A 23,100-nucleotide genomic window follows, 5' to 3' on the forward strand; every position below is an offset into this window, starting at 1 on the left:
ACTCTCCATAAAGTGTTTGACTTGCTCGTTGTGTGACCGAAGTCACGTTGACGAAGCTTGCGCTTCATTCATTGTTTGTATCCGAAGATACGTTTTTTGCCTCATCGTTCAGTTTTCAAAGTTCGTCGTGTCGTTTTCAGCGACTTTAATATCTTACCAAGTTACCAACACGATTGTCAATAACTTTTTTTGATTTTTTTTCGGTGTGTCACAACCATTTGCGGCACAAGAAGTAATATACCATGGAGTTTTTATTTGTACAAGTGTTTTATTAGAAAAACATTTAAAAATTTATTGTTCCCGTTTCTAACTAAGAATAATCTCACTTCCCTCTCAAAACATTCCTTGTTAATAAAGAAGAAAACTCTCCACTTCCTTCTATAAAGAAGCGGAGAGTCCAACGTTCATTAGTTTTGTTGATGACGCATTGTCGGGAAGAGCAAGACATCACGAATTGAAGGCGCGTTTGTCAATAACATGACAAGGCGATCAATCCCGATACCGAGTCCTCCTGTTGGTGGCATACCGTATTCAAGGGCTTCGATGAAGTCATTATCCATTTCATGCGCTTCATCGTTCCCGGCTTCTTTTTCAACAAGCTGTGCTTCAAAACGTTCACGTTGATCGATTGGATCATTCAATTCCGTAAAGGCATTGGCGTGTTCCCGACGAACGATGAACAATTCGAATCGATCCGTAAAACGAGGATCTTCCGGATTTTTCTTCGCGAGCGGTGAAATTTCAACCGGATGGCCATAGACGAATGTCGGCTGAACCAATGACTCTTCAATTTTCTGTTCGAAGAATTCATTAAGGATGTGTCCTGTCGTCATATGGGCTTGGACTTCGACACCGTGTTCATGCGCCAGTTCATGTGCACGCTCTTTCGAAATCTCTTCAAAGAAATCAACACCTGTTGCTTCTTTGACAAGATCCGCCATGTGCGCACGTTTCCAACCGACAGACAAGTCGATTACATCTTCACCGTAGGTCACTTGTGTTGTACCAAGTACTTCTTGTGCGACGTGGGCAATCAAGTTTTCCGTCAGATTCATGATATCGTTGTAATCCGCGTAAGCTTCATATAGTTCAATCATCGTAAATTCAGGGTTATGGCGTGTCGAGATTCCTTCATTCCGGAAGACGCGACCGATTTCGTAGACTTTTTCGAGTCCGCCGACAATCAAACGCTTAAGATGCAACTCAATTGCAATCCGCATGTATAGTGTCATATCAAGCGCATTGTGATGCGTAATGAACGGACGGGCTGATGCACCACCTGCAATCGTATGCAACATTGGTGTTTCGACTTCCAAGTATCCGAGGCTGTCGAGATACTGACGAATCCCACGAATGACTTTACTGCGTGCGATGAATGTCTCACGCGATTCCGTATTCGTAATCAAATCGAGGTAACGCTGACGGTACCGTTGTTCGACGTCTTTGAGTCCGTGATATTTATCCGGAAGCGGACGTAATGCTTTTGTCAGTAACGTAAACGATGTGACGTGAACAGATAGTTCACCGACATTCGTTTTGAACACGTAACCACTGATTCCAACGATGTCACCTAAGTCACACGTTTTGTAGATTTCATACGCTTCTTCGCCAACATCGTCCTTACGTACATACAATTGAATTTGGCCATTCACGTCTTGTACGTTTGTAAAACCGACTTTCCCTTTACGGCGTGTCGTCATAACGCGACCCGCGATCGAGACGTCCGGCTTCAGTTCTGCCAATTCTTCTTTTTCATGTTCGCCGTAAGCGGCACGAATACTCGTCGTATCTGTCGTGCGTTCGAAACGGGCACCGAACGGATCGAGTCCTTGTTCACGCATTGCGTTCATCTTACCGAGGCGCACCTGCATTTGATCGTTCATTTCCATGTCCTGACTCACTGTCTTCACTCCTTTTATAATGGTTCACGACGGTTTTTACTTCTTCGATGAAAAAGCTGCCGGTATGACCGACAGCTCTTAGCAAAACCGATTCGCTCATCTTCAATGGCATTAGCGTACCATAAAACGGGTAATCCCGACTATACTTTACCTGTCACACATGTACTGCATTCATTTCCAATGTTTCGACATACTCATGCAACAACTTTTGCAGTCCAACATGAGTATCCGTATCAAATAATGCTTTTCGAACATGCCCATTCCCACTTAATCCTTTTAAGTACCACGCGACATGGGTTCTCATTTCCCGCACCGCAAGTGCCTCTCCTTTAAGTGCGACAAGACGTTCGGCATGCAGCAGACAAATATCAATTTTCTCGCGTGGCGTCGGCTCGATCGACAATGTGCCCGACTCCAGATATTGAATCGTCTGATACAACATCCACGGATTGCCAAGCGCCGCCCGCCCGATCATGACACCGTCCACCCCGATTTCGTCAATCATCCGTTTCGCATCTTGCGGGGTTTGAACATCACCATTTCCGATGATTGGGATATTAACGGCCCGTTTCGCTTCACCGATGATCTTCCAATCCGCGACACCTTCATACTTCTGCGAACGGGTCCGACCATGGATGGCGACAGCTTTCGCTCCTCCGGCTTCCGCAGCCCGGACGTTGTCGACACAATAAATATGATGGCTGTCCCATCCCGTCCGCATCTTGACCGTGACAGGTTTATCAACCGCTTGCGATACGGCATGAACCATCTCGTAGACTTTATCCGGATCAAGCAACCATTTGGCACCCGCGTCACACTTCGTCACTTTTGGTACAGGACATCCCATATTGATATCAATGATGTCCGCATTTGTATTGGCATCGACATATTGAGCCGCTTTGACCAACGTTTCCTTCGATCCTCCGTAAATCTGCAAACTGAGCGGCTTTTCCCGATCATCCACATATAACATCTGCATCGTTCGTTCATTTTCATAAAGAATTCCTTTATCACTGACCATTTCTGCACAAACGAGACCTGCCCCGAATTCTTTTGCGATCAAACGAAACGCAGGATTACAGACACCCGCCATCGGTGCTAAAATGACACGGTTATTCAATTCGACTTCTCCAATTTTAAATCCTGTCATTCTTTTTTTCCCTTCTTCCTTCAATCGATCCCGACTCAATCCGTCTGACATCTGTTCGTTCTGTTTCCGGTAAATCCTGATAGAGTTCAGCAACCGTCCGATTTAAACCGGGAACAATATAAGAGGATACGAGTTCGTCCAGCGGAGCCAATACGAATGCCCGATCCTGCATACGTGGATGCGGTACTGTCAGTCCATTCATATGAATCATCTCACTGTTATATAAAAGGATATCGAGATCTAGTGTCCGCGGCCCATTTTTAAACAGACGTTTTCTTCCTTCCTGCTGTTCAATCTGTTGGAGAACGTCCAACAGTTGTTCCGCCGGTAAATCTGTCTCCAGTTCAATCACCATATTATAAAACAGATCTTGATCAGTATAGCCGACAGGAGCCGTCTCATAAACGGATGAAGGACGGATTGCCTGTGTCGTCGGAAGATGACGCAGAGCGTCAATCGCAGCTGCCAAATGTCCCGCTTTATCACCGATATTCGATCCCAGTGCGACGTAGGCACGATTCATGCATAATCGCCCCGCTTCCGGTGGATTTCAACGGCAACATGTTCATAATGTCCCGCAATCGGCGGATCCGGTTTAATGACCTTGATCGTCGTCTCAAGAATTCGGGAATCGAGTAACAGCACCTGCTCTGCAATCCGGTCTGCGAGCGCTTCGACGAGTTGCAACGGCTTCCCCTCGACGACCTGCTTCGTGACTTCGTACAACTCCGCATAATTGACACTTTCGCGTAAATCATCCGTCTTACCGGCACTCGATAAATCAAGACCAATCGTCAGATCAACGTTAAAGCGTTGACCCAACTTCGTTTCTTCTGCAAACACACCATGGTATCCGTAAAAACGCATACCGGTCACCTGTATCCGATCCATTTTCATTCTCCTCCCGGTAATTCCGCAGCCAACATCGTATCCATCATGACGGCTGCCCGTTTAACTGCCTGCACATCATGCACCCGCATCCATTCACACCCTTGTTGAATACCGTAGCAGACTGTCGCAATCGTCCCTTCGACACGCTGATCCGCTGGCAAGCCAAGCGTCAGACCAATCATTGACTTCCGGGATGTTCCAAGCAGGACCGGATAACCAAAGTCCGTCGTAATCGACAGATGACGCATTAAAAATAGGTTTTCTTGATGCGTCTTCATGAAGCCGATCCCGGGATCCAACCAGATGTGGTTTTCTGACACTCCGGCTTGTTTCGCCAATCGAATCGAATCTTCCAAATCGGCCCGTACTTCAGCCAGCATATCTAGTCCATGAGGTTCTGAGCGGTTGTGCATTAAAATGATCGGGACGTCATGCCGGGCTGCCACCTCGACCATCGAGCCGTCCCCCCACTTCGATCCCCAAACGTCGTTGATGATGTCTGCCCCGGCACGAACAGCGGCTTCGGCGACTTCCGGTTTATACGTATCAATCGACACCAATATATCCAGTTCACGTTTCAAGCGTCGAATGACCGGGACAACACGGTCGATTTCGTCTTCAGCCGAGACAAATGAAGCGCCCGGTCTCGTCGATTCACCGCCGACATCAATCGCGTCCGCTCCATCCGCGACGAGTTGTTTCGCATGCCGGACTGCTTGTTCGACATCCACATAGTTTCCACCATCAGAAAAGGAATCCGGTGTCACGTTGAGAATCCCCATGATTTTCGTCATCCTTTTTCCCTCCTTGACCACTTCGACTGGACGGCATCATCAAACAATCTCCGGACTGCTTGATATCCGTGTCCTTCGAGACCCGGGAATGTTCGACCATCCAAGGAAGAGACCGCGACCGCTTCTTGAACCGAATTCGTATAAAGGATTTCATCCGCTTCCGTCAATTGCGGCAACAACGCCAGTCGTTCCTCGACAGGCAACTCTTCCATCAGGAATTGACGGGTGATACCATTGAGGGCACCTGTCTCAAGTGGTGGCGTATACCATCTTTCTCCGTAACGCCAAAAGATATTGGACGTGATGCCTTCACAGATGAAACCGTCTTTTGTCAAAAAGAGACCTTCTGCCTCTTGATTAAACAACTGACGTTTGGCGACCAAATTGTTCATATAGTGATGTGATTTCAACCGATAACTTGTTTCCGGTGTACTCCGGGGCAAACGAACGGTTTCAAGCGCCCGTTCCGCCATCTGTCTGGAACCGATCGATTTCGCATACAACAGAACGGTCGGCTGCTCATACGGTTCAATCGAAAGACCGATTTCACGGGCACCGGCAGAGACGTTTAAGCGAAAGTACAGATCTCCCGTTCCGTGCACACGACACAACGCTTCAACAGCCGCCAATAAGTCATCACGTACGTAAGGTAATTTGATACCGATTGCCGCGCAACTCATCTGGAGACGCTCGATGTGATCATCAAAGAGAAACGGATGACCCGCGTACGTCCGAAATGTCTCGAAGACCCCCATCCCGTACAAATACCCATGATCGAGCGGCGAGATGCGTACGTCTTCTTCTTGTTTTATCTGTCCATCATGCCAAAGATACATAGTGTGTCAACTCCAAAAAGTTTTTTAACATCTGTTTCCCGTCACGTGTCAAAATCGCTTCCGGATGGAACTGGACGCCGACGATCGGCAACTCCTTATGACGAAGGGCCATGATTTCCCCATCTACTTCTGCCGTCATCGTCAAGGCGTCCGGGAAACTTTCCCGTTCGACGACAAGCGAATGATAGCGCGTCACCGGTGTCTCCTGTTCAATTCCGGCAAACATGCCGGAACCGTCATGGGTAAGCAAAGACACTTTCCCGTGCATCAATGTCTTTGCCCGGACCACCTTTCCACCAAACACTTGACCGATTGCCTGATGCCCAAGGCAGACACCGAGGATCGGCAGACGACCGGCAAAGTAGCGGATGGCTTCCAAACTGATTCCGGCTTCGTTCGGAGTGCATGGTCCTGGGGAAATAACCAAATGATCCGGAGCGAGTGCTTCAATTTCTTCAATCGTAATTGCGTCATTTCGAAAAACACGGATCTCTTGTCCAAGCTCTCCAAAGTACTGTACTAAGTTATACGTAAATGAATCATAATTATCGATCAATACAATCATGTCGTTCCCTCCGCTAATTCTTTGGCGACCCAAAGCGCCTTCGCCTTACTGAGTGATTCTTCATATTCGCTTTCCGAGTCGGAATCTGTCACGATTCCGGCTCCCGCCTGAATATACGCCATCCCGTCTTTTGCGACAAGCGTCCGAATCAAGATGTTGAAAATCGCATCATCCGCCCAGCTGATAAAACCGAGTGAGCCGGTATAAATTCCCCGGCGGACCGGTTCAAGCTCTTCAATGATTTCCATCGTCCGGATTTTAGGCGCACCGGTAATCGTGCCTCCCGGGAACATGGCGGCAAGGACACTGCTTCCGGTCTCACCTTCCGCAATCTCACCACGGACGTTCGAGACGATATGCTGAACGTGTGAATATTTCTCAATCACCATCAACTCATCGACATGAACTGAACCATAGCGGCTGACCCGTCCTAAATCATTTCGTTCGAGATCAACAAGCATCACGTGCTCCGCCCGTTCTTTTTCGTTATCGAGCAACGTTTTCGCCAAGGCAAAATCCTCTTCCTCACTTTTACCGCGCGGACGGGTTCCTGCAATCGGACGGGTTGCTAAGGCTGAATCGATTTTTTCAACGAGCAACTCAGGTGACGCCGACACGAGAACCAACTCCTGATCTGCAAAATAGCCCATGTAGGGAGATGGGTTGACAGTTCGCAACACGTCATAAATGTGCGCTGGTGTCGTCTGAAGCGGTTCTTGCTGCCGGACAGCGAGATTCACCTGAAAGACATCGCCCGCCTCGATATATTGCTTGATCCGATCAGCCGCGTGAATGAAATCACGCCGTTTAAAGGAACGGTCCCGCTGAGGTCGCTTGACGTCTGGAACCTGAAACACCGGTGCCGGACTCATTTGCCGCCACGAGGCGACTTCTTCGACTAATGCCAGACGGGCTTCCGCTTCTGTCTCACGGGTGACGGCAACAAATAATTGACTTTTCTCATGATCAAAGACGGCCACCTCATCATACCAATAGAGGGAAAGATCAGCCGTCTCCAGGTCGTCCGCCGCCTGATGCGGCAGGCGTTCTAAATAACGGACAGCATCATAACTGACGTATCCCGCCAGTCCTCCAAAAAACGGTGGCATTCCCGTCGGTCGAGCCGAAGCGTAACGTGAACGGATGTCCTCCAAGATCGTAAATGGAGCATCTGTCGTCTCTGTTCGTTCCCCGGACACCGTTACCGTCGTGAGACCATTTTTTGTCCGAATGTGTCCCACCGGTCGGATCCCCGCCATCGTATAAGCTCCGATTCGTCCGCTTTCAAGCCAGACGTGTCCGGTCTGGTTTGCCGTCAATTCGACGTACCGGTTATAAAATTGTTCCTTCGTCCATGTAAATGCTTCGTATACTGTCTGTCGCACGCTTGTTCCTCCACTTCCGAGCTATTCTGTTTTCATTATACGCAAAAAATCAGTCAGACGGACGACTCAAACGCAAGTCCTATTCTTTCCGACGAGGAAAAAGAGGTCCATTCCGAACAACCGGAATGGACCTCTTAGTCTGTTAAGATTATAGTTTTGAACTGTCCGCCTCTTCTTCCACTTGATACAGTGGCGTGCTGAGGTAACGTTCTCCGTTCGACGGGATGATCGCGAGAACCGTTTTTCCTTTGCCTAGACGCTTCGCTGTTTTCAAGGCAGCCGCAATCGCAGCACCGGAAGAAATTCCGCCAAGTACCCCGTTCGACTTCGCTGCACGACGGGCATGATCAAACGCTTCTTCCGTCGTCACCTGCTCGACACTGTCATAAATCTGCGTATCAAGAATCGACGGAACAAATCCGGCTCCGATTCCCTGTAATTTATGAGGTCCCGGTTTTCCGCCTGAAAGAACAGGAGAATCCGTCGGTTCAACAGCAATGATTTCGATGCCCGGGAATGCCTTGCGTAAAACTTTCCCGGCTCCTGTAATCGTACCGCCTGTTCCGATTCCAGCGATGAAGGCATCGAGCGTCAATCCTTCGAACGCTTCGACGATTTCCGGTCCGGTCGTCTTTTCATGAACAACAGGGTTCGATTCATTGTTGAACTGTTGTGGCATGAAATAGCCGTGTTCTTCTGCCTCTGCCGTTGCTCGAGCAATCGCACCCTTCATTCCTTCTGGACCGGGTGTTAAAATCAACTCCGCACCGTACGCACGAAGAAGAGTTCGGCGTTCCATGCTCATCGTTTCCGGCATGACGAGAATCGAACGGTATCCTTTGGCAGCAGCGACCATCGCTAATCCAATTCCCGTGTTGCCACTTGTTGGTTCAATGATAGTATCGCCTGCTTTTAAGTGACCCGCTGACTCTGCTGATTCGATCATCGCTAAGGCGATTCGGTCTTTGACGCTTGACCCCGGATTCATATATTCCAATTTCAAGTACACGTCCGCATCTTCCGGTCCTGTTAAATGATTTAATTTAACGATCGGCGTGCGGCCGACTAAATCTAATACTGAATTCGCAATGCGCATGACCATTCCTCCTCATAATGAAAAGCTTTAATTCCAAGTAATCCGATAGATCAATTATCCATGGACTGGATGAAAATTGTCAATCAAAGCGCTCCACGGTCGGCTTCGATCCATTTTCCGACTGTTTTTCAACTGCTTCCGCAATCAAACGGTCAATCGTCTCCCGTTCATGATCTTTTTTCATGACCTGATAGACATCAGCCCGTGTGATTTCCTCGTCTCCGACTTTGGCGACGACTTCTTCGAGTGGTCCGCCAATGCTGTCTTGGACAATTTTCGGTGAATCGACTTTCGGCAATTCACCCATGAACGCGTAAGCCCCTGTCAAAAAGTTCGTCAGTAACAAAATGAAAATCAACATCCACAAGTACTTAGAGTTTACAGTTCCCATTTTCAGACCCTCTTATGCTCTTTCGAGTGATTTTTCGCGAAGTGATTGTAATTCTTCCACATCGTATTGGTAATGTTCCGAACAGAAGTGACAGACAGCTTCCGCGCCGCCATCTTCGTCAATCATCGCCTGGATCTCATCAGGTCCCAGTGCGACGATTGCTGTGGCTAGTTTTTCACGCTCGCACGTACAGTTGAAAGCAACCGGAATCGTATCGAGCACTTCGAATGATTCACCGAGAACCAGACTGAGCATCTCTTCCGGTGTTTTTTCTTCACCGACTAGAATCGAGATTGGTTTCAACGCCGCGACCCGTTGTTCCAGTGCCGCAATCGTCTCTTCCGATGCACCTGGCATCAATTGAACGATCAGGCCGCCCGCTGCGATGACTGACTCATCTTCTGGATAGACGAGGACACCCGCTCCAACGACAGACGGACTTTGTTCAGACACAGCGAAGTAATACGTAAAGTCTTCACTGATTTCACCTGTCTGAATCGGAGACTGGCCACCGACGAAATCACGGAGACCTAAATCTTTGATGACGGAAATGTTTCCGCGACCAACAGCATCGCCGACTTTTAATTTCGTCAAACCGTCACTGTTAACGTACGTATCCATCTCGACACGCGGGTGGCTGACATATCCCCGGACTTGTCCTTTTGCATCGGCATCGACGATGATTTTTCCGATTGGACCATCACCTTCGACTTTTAATGTGACGCGGGTGTCACCTTTTTGCATCGTTCCCATCATGGCGCCGATCGTCAATGTCCGGCCGAGTGCTGCCGTAACGACAGGTGTCGTCTGATGACGGAGTTGTGCTTCGTATACCGTTTTGGTTGAACGGATCGCAAAGGCACGGACTTCCCCGTTGAACCCTAATGCTCTTACCAAATAATCCTCTTTTAATTGTGCCAATAATTCTTCACGTTTCATTATTTTTTCCCTCACTTATTTCGTTCGTAGATAATCCGCAACCCGTCAAGCGTCAAAAATGGATCGACGATTTTAATCGTTGCAGATTCCTCACTGATTAGTCGGGCGAGTCCACCTGTCGCGATGACAGTTGCCTCTCCCATTTCTTCTTTCATCCGATGGACGAGTCCATCGACTTGCGCGACGTAGCCGAAGTATGTTCCGGACTGCATCGCATGTACCGTATTGCGGCCAATCGTTGATTGCGGTTTGGCAATTTCAATCCGCGGTAATTTAGCCGCCTTATTATAAAGTGCTTCTGTCGACACCATGACACCCGGTGAAATGATTCCACCGTAGTAGCGTTTTTGTGCGTCGATATAACAATAGGTCGTTGCCGTTCCAAAATCAACGATGATCAAAGGACCATCATATTTGACCGTCGCTGCGACGGCATTGACGATCCGGTCGGCTCCAACTTCTCTTGGATTGTCGACTTTCAGGTCAAGTCCTGTCTTGATTCCGGGTCCGATTACGAATGGGCGCCGGTTGAAATAACGGACGCACATGTTTTCGAGCGGAAACACGACAGGGGGTACGACAGATGATAACACGATTCCCTCAATGTCTTCCACGTTTAACTCTGCATCACGAAACAGGGCTTTTACCAACATCCCATATTCATCGGTCGTCCGGGTACGGTCCGTCGCAATCCGCCAATGTTGAACAAGTGTTTGTTCATCATATACCCCAAGTACGATATTCGTATTTCCTACATCGATTACTAAAATCATCTGATTCCCCACTTTTCTCTGACGATAACTGATATATACGTTGTGATTATACCATGCAGTTTAGGCATCACCTATCGAAGTGCGTGCTGCGGATTGGCGCCTCCACCAAAAAAAGAGGTCAGCACCCCGGTTGGGAATGCTGACCTCTTGCTCGAACGAATCATCCGTCTTATTCCTATCGTCACCCCGGTCGATTAGACCGGGAAGATAGAAAATCAGATTTGATCATCCCGACGTGGTTGATCTGGTTTTTCCGTATCGACATTTTGTCCTTCGTCGATGACAGAGCCGCGTTGCGTCGGAGATTCTATCGGTTGATCGATGACAGGTGTCGTCGATTCCGGCGTTTTCTCGTCTGCTTTTGGTTCTGTAATAGCCGCAGGCTCATGTTTTTTATATTCGCCTGTCTCTAAGAGATGGTGAATTTGTTTTTGATCCAGTGTTTCGACTTCAAGTAACGTCGTCGCAATCAAATCAAGCTGATCGCGTTTCTCCGTCAAGATCGTCTTCGCCTTTTGGTAACAACGGTTGATGATCGCTTGAATTTCCATATCGATTTCATGGGCAATCGCATCTGAATAGTTCTGTTCGTTTTGGAAGTCACGTCCTAAGAAGACATTTCCACCTTGACCGGAACCAAACTGAAGCGGTCCGAGTTTTTCACTCATCCCGAACTCCATGACCATCTTACGGGCAAGTCCTGTCGCACGTTGGAAGTCATTGCTTGCGCCAGTGGAAGCTTCACCAAAGACGACATCTTCCGCAACACGACCACCAAGTAATCCGGTGATTTTGTCTTCAAGTTCAGGTTTTGTCATGAAGTAACGATCTTCTTTTGGAAGCATGATGACGTAACCGCCTGCATTACCACGAGGAACGATCGTTACCTTATGCACTTCATCCGCGTCATCGAGTGTGACACCGATGATGGTATGACCTGCTTCGTGCCATGCCACGATTTTTTTCTCTTTCGGTGAAATGATCCGACTCTTCTTCGCAGGACCTGCGATGACGCGGTCGATCGCTTCTTCCAAATCAACGATTGAAATCTTATCACGGTCTGTACGAGCTGCGATAAGTGCCGCTTCGTTCAACAGGTTTTCAAGATCTGCACCAGAGAAACCTGGTGTACGTTGCGCGATGGCTTTCAAATCAACTGTTGTATCGAGTGGCTTGTTGCGTGCGTGTACTTTAAGAACCGCTTCACGTCCAACGACATCTGGACGCTCAACCGTGATTTGACGGTCAAAACGACCCGGACGGAGTAAAGCTGGGTCCAGGATGTCCGCACGGTTAGTTGCTGCGATCATGATGATTCCTTCATTTTCACTGAATCCATCCATCTCAACAAGAAGTTGATTCAATGTTTGTTCGCGCTCATCATGTCCACCACCGAGACCGGCGCCACGTTGGCGACCGACGGCATCGATTTCATCGATAAAGATGATACATGGTGCGTTTTTCTTCGCGTTTTCAAATAAGTCACGGACACGGGATGCCCCGACCCCAACAAACATCTCAACGAAGTCAGAACCTGAAATCGAGAAGAACGGGACGCCGGCTTCGCCAGCTGCCGCACGTGCTAACAACGTTTTACCTGTACCTGGAGGACCTACAAGGAGGACACCTTTTGGAATACGGGCGCCGAGACGTGCAAACTTACGTGGATCTTTCAAGAATTCAACGACTTCGACGAGTTCTTGTTTCTCCTCATCTGCTCCTGCAACGTCGTCAAACGTAATCTTTTTCTTTTCTGTATCATACAGGCGCGCCTTCGATTTACCGAAGTTCATGACACGGCCGCCGCCGCCGCCACCTTGTGCTTGATTAATCAAGAAGAAGAACAGGATGAAAATGATGATGAATGGCACGATTGTCGTCAACAGTGCAATCCAACCACCGTTTGTTTCTGCTGCTTTGAAGTCCATCTTGACGTTTTGACTACGCAATTGCGTATACAAATCCGTCAGTTCTGTATCAACAGCTGGTACGACCGTTTCATATGTCGTATCTTTTTCACGTAATTCACCTGTGACATTGTACGTCTGTCCCTCGTACTGGAACGTCGCCGTCTTCACATCACCTTTTTCAACAGACTCGACAAACTGTGTGTAATTGATTTCTTTGCTTTTGTTCACTGGACTCTGCAAGTATTGCAGAAACAAGATCAAAGCTAGAAAAATGACCCCAAACACAAGGGTATTCTTCACTGCTCGGTTCATCGTAGGCCTCCTCTCCGCATCAACTGATTGGCTTTCTTCAATCGATACGAATCCTAACGCGGCAAAGCGCGCTTTGTAATTGGTTTCATCTTATCATGTGACAGTCAAGATTAAAAATAATTAGCCGCCGTAGACTGCTGGTTTCAAGACACCAACATAAGGAAGGTTACGATATTTTTCTTCATAGTCAAGACCATAACCAACAACGAACTCATGTGGAATAACAAAACCGCTGTAATCCGCATGTAAATCGTTTTTACGACCACTTGGCTTATCAAGCAATGTTACGATTTTTACCGACTTCGCTTTCCGGTATTTAAAGAGGTCCACGAGGTAGCCTAACGTTAATCCGCTGTCGATGATATCTTCGACAATCAGGATGTCACGTCCTTCTACGGATGTGTTTAAATCCTTCTCAATCTTCACTTCACCCGTCGATGTTGTACCGCCGTGATACGTCGAGACATCCATGAAGTCCATTTCAAGATGCATGTCCATCTTTTTGACGAGATCTGACATGAACGGCATTGCGCCTTTCAGGACACAAACGAGGAGCGGGAAACGATCTCCGTAATCCGCTGTCAGTTCACCCGCGAGTTCACCGACTTTATGTTGGATCTCTTCTTCTGAAATCAGTACTTTTTCCATATCATTCATTAAGGTCATGCTAGGTATTCCTCCTCCATTTTAAACACTACATTACCATTCTATCATTAAACACGATTCTGCGAGGAGTTCAAATGACCCGAATATTGCAATTCGATGTCCGATGACCGCCAGAACTTGTCCTGCCGCATCCACGACAACCGGAATTTCCGTCCGTAACACCCGTGGAACCTTAGCATCCACAAAAATCCGACTCACTTTTTTCGTACCGACCGCTAACCGAATCCGATCACCTGGTAAAGGTCGTCGAATCGTTAGTGGAAAACGAATAGCCGAAAGTGGAATACCGGTCGTCGAGCGTGAGAACGTAATCGTTTGTTCACCATAATGATAAGTGCCCAAATCCATTCCCACCTCCAATACTTCCGGGAGCAGGTTCTTTTCCGGACAACGGACACATGTCACATAGCCATATGTACGTTGTATCCTCCAGTTTCCATAATACACTTCACTGGACGGCATATCTACTCGTAACAATGTCAAAAATTGATTGTATTCCTCGGAAGTAAAGTCACGTTCCGGCAATAAGGCACGCAGGACAAGCCGCTTGAAGTCTGACGGTAGTGTTTGAATCGCTTCAAGAGGAAGCCCGCGGTCCGTCATCTGTTTTTTAACAAAGGACATGACGTACGTGAAATGTTCCTGTTTTTGTTCATGACGGGACATCGCCGCCTGAACCGTTGCTTCTTCATAACCCGGACGAAGTTCCGCAAGCAACGGCAGGATCCGGTGCCGCATCTGATTCCGTAGATATTTTGTGCCGGCATTCGTCTCATCCTCATACCATGTCACATGATGGGCTCTTGCGTAGTCATACAGTTGTTGTTTCGAGTACGTCAATAACGGACGATAAATCTGTCCCGTCGCAAAGGAACGGATTCGGGGAATGCCGTCGACACCCGCCTCCCCTCGGATCAATTGAATCAACAGCGTCTCCAATTGATCGTCCCGGTGGTGTGCGAGTACAAGATGCCGCCGTCCAGTCTCAGCCATGACCTCTTGAAAAAAGGCATAGCGTCTCGTCCGGCAAGCCGCCTGGCTCGGTGTTTGATTATCCCACTCGAGGCGTATCATCCGAATCGCCACTTGTCTGGCATTCGCCCAAGCCCGGACTGCTTCTGCTTCTTTATCCGATTCTTTGCGCAAACCATGATGAACATGAACAATCATTAGATCATGATTCGCTTCATACAAAAGATGTGCCAGTACCATTGAATCACAGCCGCCGGAAACAGCAACCAATAACGGTTCTTTCGGAAGATTAATCTCGAATCCCATGCCTGGTCCCCCTTGATCCATAAATGAATTAAACGAAAAAAGCTACCTCTATATAAATAGAGATAGCTTTTTACAGAATGACCCGTACGGGAATCGAACCCGTGATACCGCCGTGAAAGGGCGGTGTCTTAACCGCTTGACCAACGGGCCAAAAAATATGGTAGCGGCGGAGGGAGTCGAACCCACGACCTCACGGGTATGAACCGTACGCTCTAGCCAGCTGAGCTACACCGCCATATTTTGAATGCGTGCGTCTTAAGCACATTTTCTATAATACGGTGGAGTCAAATAATTGTCAACGCTTTTTATAAAAATAATTTCAAAAAAATAAAAGATGGAATGAACAGCGTCATTCCATCTCTATTCTTATAAAGAACAGGTCAGCAAGTTATTGACGTTTAGCACCGCGTCCGCCACGTTTTGAATCGGTTTGTCGTTTCAATGTCGCAAGACGATCTTCACTATCTTTGAGGAAACTAGTCATCAACGTATCGAACGTTTGCTCTTTACGTGGAGCTGGTGCACCACGGCCACCTTTGTTAAAGCCACCGCGGTTTCCACCGCCGCCGCTTCCGCCACGTGGTCCTTTGTTATCGAACGAACGTGGTCCACGGTCTTGACCTGCTGGACGTGGTCCGCGATCAAATTGACGAGCTGGAGGACGAGGACGTTCGCCTTCTGGACGATCGACCGCTTTCTTAATCGAAAGACCAATCTTGCCGTCGTTCTCTACACTCAGCACTTTAACCGTGATTTCTTGTCCGACTGTCAAGACATCATTGATATCTTTGACGTAAGAATCGGCTACTTCACTGATGTGAACAAGACCTGTCTTACCCGTCGGTAATTCTACGAACGCGCCGAAATTGGTGATGCCTGTAACTTTCCCTTGTACTTTGCTGCCTACTTCAATCGACATAAATTGTATTGCTCCTTTTTAGTTGATTCTTTCTTATTATACGAGTGATTCTACATTTTTTCAATCAATCGAGAACCTTCGTTTAATCTTCCGGTGAAAAATAGAAAATCGTTTCGCCTTTTTTCGAGTATAACAGTTCACTTCTCGCTAAGTTCGCAACATACTTCTTATCATTCAATCGTTCAATCTCTTCTTTCAGACGAACAGTTTCTTTCTCTGCTTTCGCCTGTTCTTGGTTCGCAACCTGAAACGACTGCTTCTGTTCAGCGATCAGTTGTTTTTTTTCGATATATGACCACCCCATCAGGGACAGGACAATAAGAAAGATCGACATACAGACTAAGAAGCGCCTCTTCAGACGTAAACGGTTTTCGATTGCATTTTGACTCAACTGTTTTTTCCGGTCATTAAGCGGTTTGATCTTGGGCGGTGTATCACGCCCTGATTCCAACGGTGCTGGCATATCATCCCTCCTTATCCGAGTGGTCATCTCTGACACTCTCTAGTATACTTCCTTTTTCAACCAAATTACATCGATTCTTCGGAATTCACTTTTTCTTCACGAATGATTTGATACATATCCGATGCTTCCTCTTTTTTCGCGTGTTCTTTAATGCTGTCGATTTGAACGGTGACAATCTTATTTCCGAACCGGATTGTCATCTCGTCTCCGACCGCAACCGTGCTGCTTGCTTTTGCGACAAGCCCGTTGATCGTGATCCGACCTTGGTCGGCAACCTCTTTCGCCAGTGTCCGGCGTTTGATTAAACGAGATACTTTTAAAAATTTATCGAGTCTCATGACTGTTCCTCCTGCTTTGATTGATTCCATAATGCATCTTGTTCCGCTAGAGACAACTCTGTTAACGGCCGGGCCGCCAATTGCTCCATGCGTGTGAAACGACGAATGAACTTGTCATTCGTTTGCTGTAAAGCATCCTCTGCGGATAACTCCATGTATTTGCCGACGAGTGCGAGCGAAAACAGGATATCACCGAATTCACCCAACTGCTCCTCTGCCGGAGCCTCTTTTAATTCTTGAATCTCTTCCTGGACTTTATCGAGTGCACCGGCAACCGTCTCCCATTCGAATCCGACCCGGGCGACCTTTTTTTGAATCTGTTCTGCACGCAATAAGGCAGGTGCCCCCTTGGTGACGCCGTCCAACAGATAAGTCCGTTCCGATTTTTCCTGCGCTTTAATTTCCTGCCAGTTCGTGACGACGTCCGCAGCCGAGTTGACTTGGACATCTCCAAAGACATGCGGATGTCTGCGAATCATCTTGTCGCTGACACTCCCAATGACATCACGTACATCGAAATACCCTTCATCCAGACCGATTTGAGCGTGTAGCATGACTTGCAACAAGACATCTCCTAATTCTTCTATCATTAAGTTATCGTCCTGAAGGTCGATTGCTTCCAGTAATTCGTAGGATTCTTCGATTAAATGTTTTTTGAGCGATTCGTGCGTCTGTTCTTGATCCCACGGACAGCCGCCTTCTCCACGCAAGCGGGCGATGATTTGCTTGAGTGTCGTAAAATCACGATTCAAGATCGTTTGATCCGTGACCGGCGGTACATAAACCGTCGTCAAGTTACTGAGTGTCGTGATGTGATCCAGTTCATAAAGCGGAACCGTCATAACGTTTTGGCGACTCGTTCCTGCTGCCGTCACAAGTGTCACGTCATGTTCATCGGGATAACGCTCCATCAACATGACCTTTAAATCACCTGCAACCAATTGATCATAGACTTGTCCGATCAACAGATGCTGACGGATTTGCGCTTCATCGATATCAAACGCTGTCGCATCCAATAACTGAAACCCTTCAATCGGATCGACGCCAACTGCAGCAAACATCGGATCAAGGAAGCTTTGACCACCGATGATATCGAGGTGGTCTGTCTGGGCAAGTAGCTGTTGGACCGTACTCTCCGCGACGAGCGGATGACCCGGAACGGCATAGATGATTGGCTCCTTCTCGGATTGTTCAAGCAACGTTGCAACAATCTCACGATAAACGCCTTCAAACTGATCATGTTTTTCATAAATAAAATCAAACGATGTAAATTCCATTCCCTCTGCCATCAATTCTGAAACGACAGGATGATCCGCGGTTCGCAGATAAATCGGTTGTTTCGTTTCCTTCAAGCGTTTATAGATGCCGTACGGTAATTGTTCCAGTTCTCCGACTCCTAAGCCGACGACTGTAATCTGATGTTTCATATAATCCTCCTATGCTGATGCATTCGATATAGTTTTTCCCCAAACGGTAACAATGCCCATTCCCGCTCCGTCAAGACACTCATCCGTAAGGCAAAGAGACAAAAGACGCAGGCTCCGCCCAGGACGAGTAAAGCGACCTCAAGCGTCGCTCCAATACGGTTTTCCCAGCCTGACAGGCGGAAAAGTTGTTCGACGATGTATAAAAACAGAGCCATCGGGATGACTGCCTTCAAGAGACGGACATAAAAAGGGCGTCCTGCCGTCACCCGGCCAAACTTCCGATTGAGTAACAGTAACTGAGCTGCCGCCATGACCGCAAAACCACCAAAAGTCGCCATTCCGGCACCAATCATGCCATATAAGGGAATCAAGTAGATGTTGAGACCAAGCTTGATCAACAGGCCTGCGACGACACCGACAAACGCATATTTTTCCGCATCAACAGATTGAAGACACGATACGATGATCATCGATAAGGAGGCAGTGAACGCCGTTGCTGCCAACCAACTGAGTGCTGCTGTTCCGTTGTCATCCTGATACAAGGCAATGTTCAATGGACGCATGACACCCACTAATCCGACGGTTGCTGCTGCCGCTATCAATAGTCCGGATCGTAAAAGTGTCTCGAGATGCAGTTTTGTCGCCGCATCATTTCGCTTCCGGTATTCCATCAGCAACGTCGGAACGCTGGCTAAACTGATGGACGTCGCGAACAAGATCGCAAACTGTAACAGAGGGTATCCTCGATCAAAAATTCCTTTTTCGACTTTCGTCTCCATCGAATTCCCGAGTAAATTGACAAACGTCAATCCATCGATCAATTGCATCAGCAACAAGGCTAAAGACGCGATACTGACTGCTAGACCACTCGTCAACAGGACCCGTCCGACACGGCGAATGTGTCGTTTCGAGATGACGGGACGACCGATTTTATCTTTCGCAAAACGTAACAACAAGGCAAGCGACGCAATGCTTCCGCCGAGTGCCGTCATATGGGCGTTTGCTCCGACTTGATAGGGATTCGCACCTACCTGAACACCGTAATACGTCACGATCAACAATAAACAGACCCGAACGGCGTTTTCCGTGATTTGTGAGAAAGCCGTCGGACCCATCTCAAGATCTGCTTGAAACATCCCGCGTAAAACAGCAATGACCGGCAACAGGTAAAACGTAAAAGTGACGGCACGAAGCGGTTGGACGAGTTGTTCATCGCCGAATAAGAGTGCGACTTCAGGAGCGACCCACCAACCAATCGTTCCGAGTATAATCGACATCGCGAGCAGGACAAAGAAAATCGACCACAACACTTCGCGTTTCTCTTCCGGATGATGCAACGTTAACTTCGCAACGACGACCGGTAAGGCGTAAATGCCAAGCGCCGCCGCAATCGCAAATACCGGATAGACGGTTTGATAGACATATAACCCAAAGTCTCCCGCCATATTTTGATACGGAATCCGGTAAAAGAAACTCAACAGTTTTGAGACATAGCTCGAAATAGCAAGCAAAGCTGCCCCTTGCGCAATCGTCCTTCGTTGGCTCATTGTACGATCCGGCGGTCAATCTCAGCCAGTAACCGTTCAGCCTGCTCTGTCATCTGTTGTAAGTTTTGTTTCCCGCGGTTGAGCGTCAGAACAAGTTTACCTTCTTCCTGCCCCATGCCTAGACCACGTCCGATCGGAACGGTCCATTTGACAAAATCCGCTACATCCAGCGTTTGTGTCGTCTGTTCAGACAGAACGATTTCAATTTTCGGATCCGTTTGTTTGACCCGTTCCACCCGTGCCCGTTCGGCAAAGATTCTCATTCGAGTTAATTGAATCAACCGTGCCACTTCAGTCGGGAATTCCCCGAAGCGCTCCAGCATCTCTGTTTCCAGCGATTCCAGACTTTTTGGTGTATCGACATATTTCAAACGTTTGTAGAACTCGATTTTGAGTTCCGAATCTGCCATATAGTGACTTGGAATATAGGCATCCAAACTGAATGTGAAATCCGGAACGAATTTCTGAACTTTTTTTCTTCCTTTCATCCGTTCCTTCCGTTCTTCGACTGCTTCCGAAAGCATTTGTGAATACAGATCGAACCCGACAGAGTCGATGAAACCGGATTGTTGGGACCCGAGCAAGTTCCCGGCTCCGCGAATCGATAAATCACGCATCGCAATCTTAAATCCGCTCCCAAGCTCAGTGAATTCCTTGATTGCTTGCAGACGACTTTCCGCGACTTCCGTCAATCTTTTTTGCGGACGGTATGTGAAGTAGGAATACGCGACACGGCTCGATCGACCAACGCGACCGCGTAATTGATACAACTGGGAAAGACCCATCTGATCTGCATCGTTGACAATCAAGGTATTGACGTTCGGAATATCGATACCCGTCTCAATGATCGTCGTACTGACCAAGACGTCCGCATCCCCTTCGAAGAAGGCGATTAATTGACTCTCAAGTTCTGTTTCTGTCATACGACCATGGGCAGTAACGACACGTGCTTCCGGTACGAGTGCCCGGATTTCCTCCGCTTTCCGTTCGATTCCTTCGACGCGGTTATACAGGAAGAAGGCTTGTCCGCCCCGTCCAAGTTCACGCTCCAGTGCTTCACGCATGACGATTCCGTCATACTCCATGACATACGTCTGAACCGGGTAACGGTTTTCCGGGGGTGTCTCGAGCACGGATAAATCACGAATTCCGATCATCGACATATGCAGCGTCCGGGGAATCGGTGTCGCAGTCAATGTCAGAACATCGACGTTTGTCTTCAACTGTTTCAGTCGTTCCTTGTGTTTGACGCCAAAACGTTGTTCTTCATCGATGATCAATAATCCGACGTCCGCGAACTGGACATCTTTCGACAGGACACGATGGGTACCGACGACGACATCGATCGTCCCTTCCTTCAATCCTTTTTTCGTCGCTTTCAGTTCTGCCGCCGAGCGGAAACGACTCATGACGGAGACGTTGATCGGCCACTCGCTGAATCGTTCGAGCATCGTTTCATAATGCTGTTGGGCAAGCACCGTCGTCGGAACGAGTAAGGCGACCTGTTTTCCTGCCATGACAGCTTTAAAGGCTGCCCGAATGGCAACTTCCGTTTTCCCGTAACCGACATCCCCACACAACAGACGATCCATCGGGCGTGGTCGTTCCATGTCTTTTTTAATCTCTTCGATCGACCGGAGTTGGTCGACGGTTTCTTCATAAGGGAAGGACGCTTCAAAGGCCTGTGTACTGTCATCATCTTCCGGGAACGCAAAGCCGACGGCTGCTTCCCGCGCCGCGTAGAGCTTAATCAGTTCATCCGCGATATCCTCGACGGATTTTTGAACTTTCGCCTTGACCTTCTTCCATTCCATCCCGCCCAATTTATAAATCTTCGGCTCTTTTCCTTCTGCCCCGACATACTTCTGAATCAAGTCAATCTGGTCGACCGGGACATACAACGAATCTTCGCCGGCATAAATCAAATGCAGGTAATCTTGGTGATTGCCAGCGACATCAATCGTTTTGATGCCATGATAACGACCGATTCCATGATGGATATGGACGACATAATCGCCGGTCTTCAATTCCTGATAACTTTTGATCCGTTCGGCATTTGTCAGTTTCGTCGTTTGCTTCCGGCGTCGTGCCGGCTGTTTAAAGACCTCTTCTTCCGTGATGACGACGAGACGGGCATTTGTCATCTCGAACCCGCCGTGAATACCACCGATTAAAATCGACGGGTGCCCGCGGCGAATCTCATCTTCCGTCGTGTGCAAGGAAGCTTCGACTCCGTAATCCGATAACGTCTGCCGCATCCGTTCCGCCCGTTCCCTGTTACTTGCCAGGAAGACCATCCACATATCGGCCCGGCCGTACCGGTCGACTTCCTGTTTCAATCGTTCCATCTGTCCATGGAAAGGTGCAATCGGCTTGATGCTGAAATGAATCGCTGCACTTTCCGGAACACCGCTGCGCCGTGTCGGAAGTAATGATAAATACAGCAATTGTCGTTGCTTGAACACCTGCAACATCGGAACCGATAACGTATAGTCGCTGATGCTTTGACCACGCTCAATCAAAGAGGCCATCCATTCGGCTTCTTCCGTATCCTGGACCTCGGCTGCTTCTTCAATCCGTGCCACCTCATCAACAATCAAAACAGCATCCTTGATATCGTCGAGTAACGTCGTTTCATATAGAAGTGGTGCATATTTTGCAAGTTGCTTCGGACGATCACCGCTTTCGAGGACTTCGACGTCGTAAGCAATTCCTTCTTCCAGTGCAGCCAACACTTCCGTACTTTGGACCCGTTCCTTCGTCGCTTCGTACAGACGGCGCAATTGTTCACCGGCCGACTTCAATCCGTCGCGTGTTGCAAAATGTTCCGTTGCCGGAGGCACTAATGCTTCGGCGATGACACCAAGCGAACGTTGGGTCTCCGCATCAAACGTATAGATGGAATCGACTTCCTCATCAAATAAATCGAGCCGATAAGGACGTTCGACGGTCAACGGGTATAAATCAATGATGCTTCCGCGAACAGCGAATTCTCCAGGTGTCGTCACCGTTGCCGTCCGTTCATAGCCGGCATCGACCAATTCTTGAATAAAGTCGGGAATCGACAGGACATCCCCCGGTTTGATTCGTTTCGTATGCCCTAAAAAGTCCGATGCCGTTGGGACATAACGTCTCAGCCCGACAAGCGGAATGATGAGAATTCCGTCGTCCGTCGTCAGCAGACGATGACGCGTTTCAATCCGGGTCGCGCGCAACTCCGGACTTGCACCGTATGACAGCTCCGCTGCAAGCGTTTCGTCGACCGGATACAACATCACGTCCTGCTCGGGTACAAGTTCAATTAAATCATCATATAATTTTTGAGCCTGGAACATGTTGTGGGTCACGATGACGAATCGTTTTTTTGTCTCTTGGTAAATACCGGCGATGAATAATGCTTTTCCGCTGTTCATCAGTCCCGTGATCAGTTGAGCATTTACCCCGTCGCGGAACCGTTCCCGGACGGTTTTAATCTCCGGAATGCCGAGTAACAGATTTTGTAGTTGTTTCATACTTTCT

General features: G+C 48.2%; 21 protein-coding genes and 2 tRNA genes. All 23 read right to left on the reverse strand.

Going from position 1 to position 23,100, the window contains the following annotated elements; all coding sequences use genetic code 11:
• Nucleotides 1-407: 407 nt before the first annotated feature.
• The 23 genes from lysS to mfd all read right to left on the reverse strand — a co-directional run bounded on the left by lysS (nucleotide 408) and on the right by mfd (nucleotide 23,093).
• A complete protein-coding gene (gene lysS, locus MUN34_RS15385) occupies nucleotides 408-1,889 on the reverse strand; it encodes a lysine--tRNA ligase (protein ID WP_147269823.1) in 1,482 nt (493 codons plus the stop codon).
• Nucleotides 1,890-2,055: 166 nt separating this feature from the next.
• Nucleotides 2,056-3,051 (reverse strand): tRNA dihydrouridine synthase DusB, encoded by a 996-nt coding sequence (dusB, locus tag MUN34_RS15390; RefSeq protein WP_247858228.1) that lies wholly within the window; start codon nucleotides 3,049-3,051, stop codon nucleotides 2,056-2,058.
• On the reverse strand, nucleotides 3,038-3,574 hold the full coding sequence (gene folK, locus MUN34_RS15395) for a 2-amino-4-hydroxy-6-hydroxymethyldihydropteridine diphosphokinase (RefSeq protein WP_247858230.1): 537 nt from the start codon (nucleotides 3,572-3,574) through the stop codon (nucleotides 3,038-3,040). The genes dusB and folK overlap by 14 nt, the downstream gene beginning before the upstream one ends.
• The gene (folB, locus tag MUN34_RS15400; protein WP_026826980.1) at nucleotides 3,571-3,942 is read right to left on the reverse strand and encodes a dihydroneopterin aldolase; all 372 of its coding nucleotides are present in this window, start codon (nucleotides 3,940-3,942) and stop codon (nucleotides 3,571-3,573) included. The genes folK and folB overlap by 4 nt, the downstream gene beginning before the upstream one ends.
• A 2-nt stretch (nucleotides 3,943-3,944) precedes the next feature.
• A complete protein-coding gene (gene folP, locus MUN34_RS15405) occupies nucleotides 3,945-4,736 on the reverse strand; it encodes a dihydropteroate synthase (RefSeq protein WP_247858231.1) in 792 nt (263 codons plus the stop codon).
• On the reverse strand, nucleotides 4,733-5,572 hold the full coding sequence (locus MUN34_RS15410; RefSeq protein ID WP_247858232.1) for an aminotransferase class IV: 840 nt from the start codon (nucleotides 5,570-5,572) through the stop codon (nucleotides 4,733-4,735). Before MUN34_RS15410 ends, folP begins: the two co-directional genes overlap by 4 nt.
• The gene (locus MUN34_RS15415) at nucleotides 5,556-6,137 is read right to left on the reverse strand and encodes an anthranilate synthase component II (RefSeq protein ID WP_247858233.1); all 582 of its coding nucleotides are present in this window, start codon (nucleotides 6,135-6,137) and stop codon (nucleotides 5,556-5,558) included. Before MUN34_RS15415 ends, MUN34_RS15410 begins: the two co-directional genes overlap by 17 nt.
• Nucleotides 6,134-7,522, reverse strand: a complete 1,389-nt coding sequence (locus tag MUN34_RS15420) for an anthranilate synthase component I family protein (protein ID WP_247858234.1) — start codon at nucleotides 7,520-7,522, stop codon at nucleotides 6,134-6,136. The genes MUN34_RS15415 and MUN34_RS15420 overlap by 4 nt, the downstream gene beginning before the upstream one ends.
• A gap of 148 nt (nucleotides 7,523-7,670) precedes the next feature.
• Nucleotides 7,671-8,618: a cysteine synthase A gene (cysK, locus tag MUN34_RS15425; RefSeq protein WP_247858236.1), complete on the reverse strand. Its 948-nt coding sequence runs from the start codon at nucleotides 8,616-8,618 to the stop codon at nucleotides 7,671-7,673.
• A gap of 79 nt (nucleotides 8,619-8,697) precedes the next feature.
• Nucleotides 8,698-9,009, reverse strand: a complete 312-nt coding sequence (locus tag MUN34_RS15430; protein ID WP_247858237.1) for a SurA N-terminal domain-containing protein — start codon at nucleotides 9,007-9,009, stop codon at nucleotides 8,698-8,700.
• Nucleotides 9,010-9,021: 12 nt separating this feature from the next.
• Nucleotides 9,022-9,948, reverse strand: coding sequence for an Hsp33 family molecular chaperone HslO (hslO, locus tag MUN34_RS15435; RefSeq protein ID WP_026826987.1), 927 nt, complete (start codon nucleotides 9,946-9,948; stop codon nucleotides 9,022-9,024).
• A gap of 11 nt (nucleotides 9,949-9,959) precedes the next feature.
• Nucleotides 9,960-10,721, reverse strand: a complete 762-nt coding sequence (locus tag MUN34_RS15440; protein WP_026826988.1) for a type III pantothenate kinase — start codon at nucleotides 10,719-10,721, stop codon at nucleotides 9,960-9,962.
• A 215-nt stretch (nucleotides 10,722-10,936) separates the two neighbouring features.
• Complete coding sequence (ftsH, locus tag MUN34_RS15445; protein ID WP_247858238.1) at nucleotides 10,937-12,943, reverse strand: ATP-dependent zinc metalloprotease FtsH; 2,007 nt, start codon at nucleotides 12,941-12,943, stop codon at nucleotides 10,937-10,939.
• A gap of 120 nt (nucleotides 12,944-13,063) precedes the next feature.
• Nucleotides 13,064-13,609: a hypoxanthine phosphoribosyltransferase gene (gene hpt / locus MUN34_RS15450; protein ID WP_012368964.1), complete on the reverse strand. Its 546-nt coding sequence runs from the start codon at nucleotides 13,607-13,609 to the stop codon at nucleotides 13,064-13,066.
• A gap of 33 nt (nucleotides 13,610-13,642) precedes the next feature.
• Nucleotides 13,643-14,887, reverse strand: a complete 1,245-nt coding sequence (gene tilS / locus MUN34_RS15455; RefSeq protein ID WP_247858239.1) for a tRNA lysidine(34) synthetase TilS — start codon at nucleotides 14,885-14,887, stop codon at nucleotides 13,643-13,645.
• A gap of 78 nt (nucleotides 14,888-14,965) precedes the next feature.
• Nucleotides 14,966-15,037 (reverse strand) — tRNA-Glu (locus MUN34_RS15460).
• An 8-nt stretch (nucleotides 15,038-15,045) separates the two neighbouring features.
• A tRNA-Met gene (locus tag MUN34_RS15465) sits at nucleotides 15,046-15,122 on the reverse strand.
• Between the two features lie 153 nt (nucleotides 15,123-15,275).
• Entirely contained in the window at nucleotides 15,276-15,806 is a 531-nt protein-coding gene (locus MUN34_RS15470; RefSeq protein WP_012368962.1) for a S1 domain-containing RNA-binding protein, read from the reverse strand.
• 82 nt (nucleotides 15,807-15,888) lie between these two features.
• Nucleotides 15,889-16,269 carry an FtsB family cell division protein gene (locus MUN34_RS15475; protein WP_012368961.1) on the reverse strand — a complete coding sequence of 127 codons (381 nt, stop codon included), beginning with the start codon at nucleotides 16,267-16,269 and terminating at the stop codon, nucleotides 15,889-15,891.
• Between the two features lie 65 nt (nucleotides 16,270-16,334).
• Nucleotides 16,335-16,607 (reverse strand): RNA-binding S4 domain-containing protein, encoded by a 273-nt coding sequence (locus MUN34_RS15480; protein ID WP_026826991.1) that lies wholly within the window; start codon nucleotides 16,605-16,607, stop codon nucleotides 16,335-16,337.
• Nucleotides 16,604-18,034, reverse strand: a complete 1,431-nt coding sequence (yabN, locus tag MUN34_RS15485; RefSeq protein ID WP_247858241.1) for a bifunctional methyltransferase/pyrophosphohydrolase YabN — start codon at nucleotides 18,032-18,034, stop codon at nucleotides 16,604-16,606. Before yabN ends, MUN34_RS15480 begins: the two co-directional genes overlap by 4 nt.
• Nucleotides 18,031-19,581, reverse strand: a complete 1,551-nt coding sequence (locus MUN34_RS15490; RefSeq protein WP_026826993.1) for a polysaccharide biosynthesis protein — start codon at nucleotides 19,579-19,581, stop codon at nucleotides 18,031-18,033. Before MUN34_RS15490 ends, yabN begins: the two co-directional genes overlap by 4 nt.
• Entirely contained in the window at nucleotides 19,578-23,093 is a 3,516-nt protein-coding gene (mfd, locus tag MUN34_RS15495; protein ID WP_247858243.1) for a transcription-repair coupling factor, read from the reverse strand. Before mfd ends, MUN34_RS15490 begins: the two co-directional genes overlap by 4 nt.
• Nucleotides 23,094-23,100: the final 7 nt, after the last annotated feature.

The sequence above is a fragment of the Exiguobacterium sp. 17-1 genome (assembly GCF_023096305.1).
GTDB lineage: Bacteria > Bacillota > Bacilli > Exiguobacteriales > Exiguobacteriaceae > Exiguobacterium_A > Exiguobacterium_A sibiricum_A.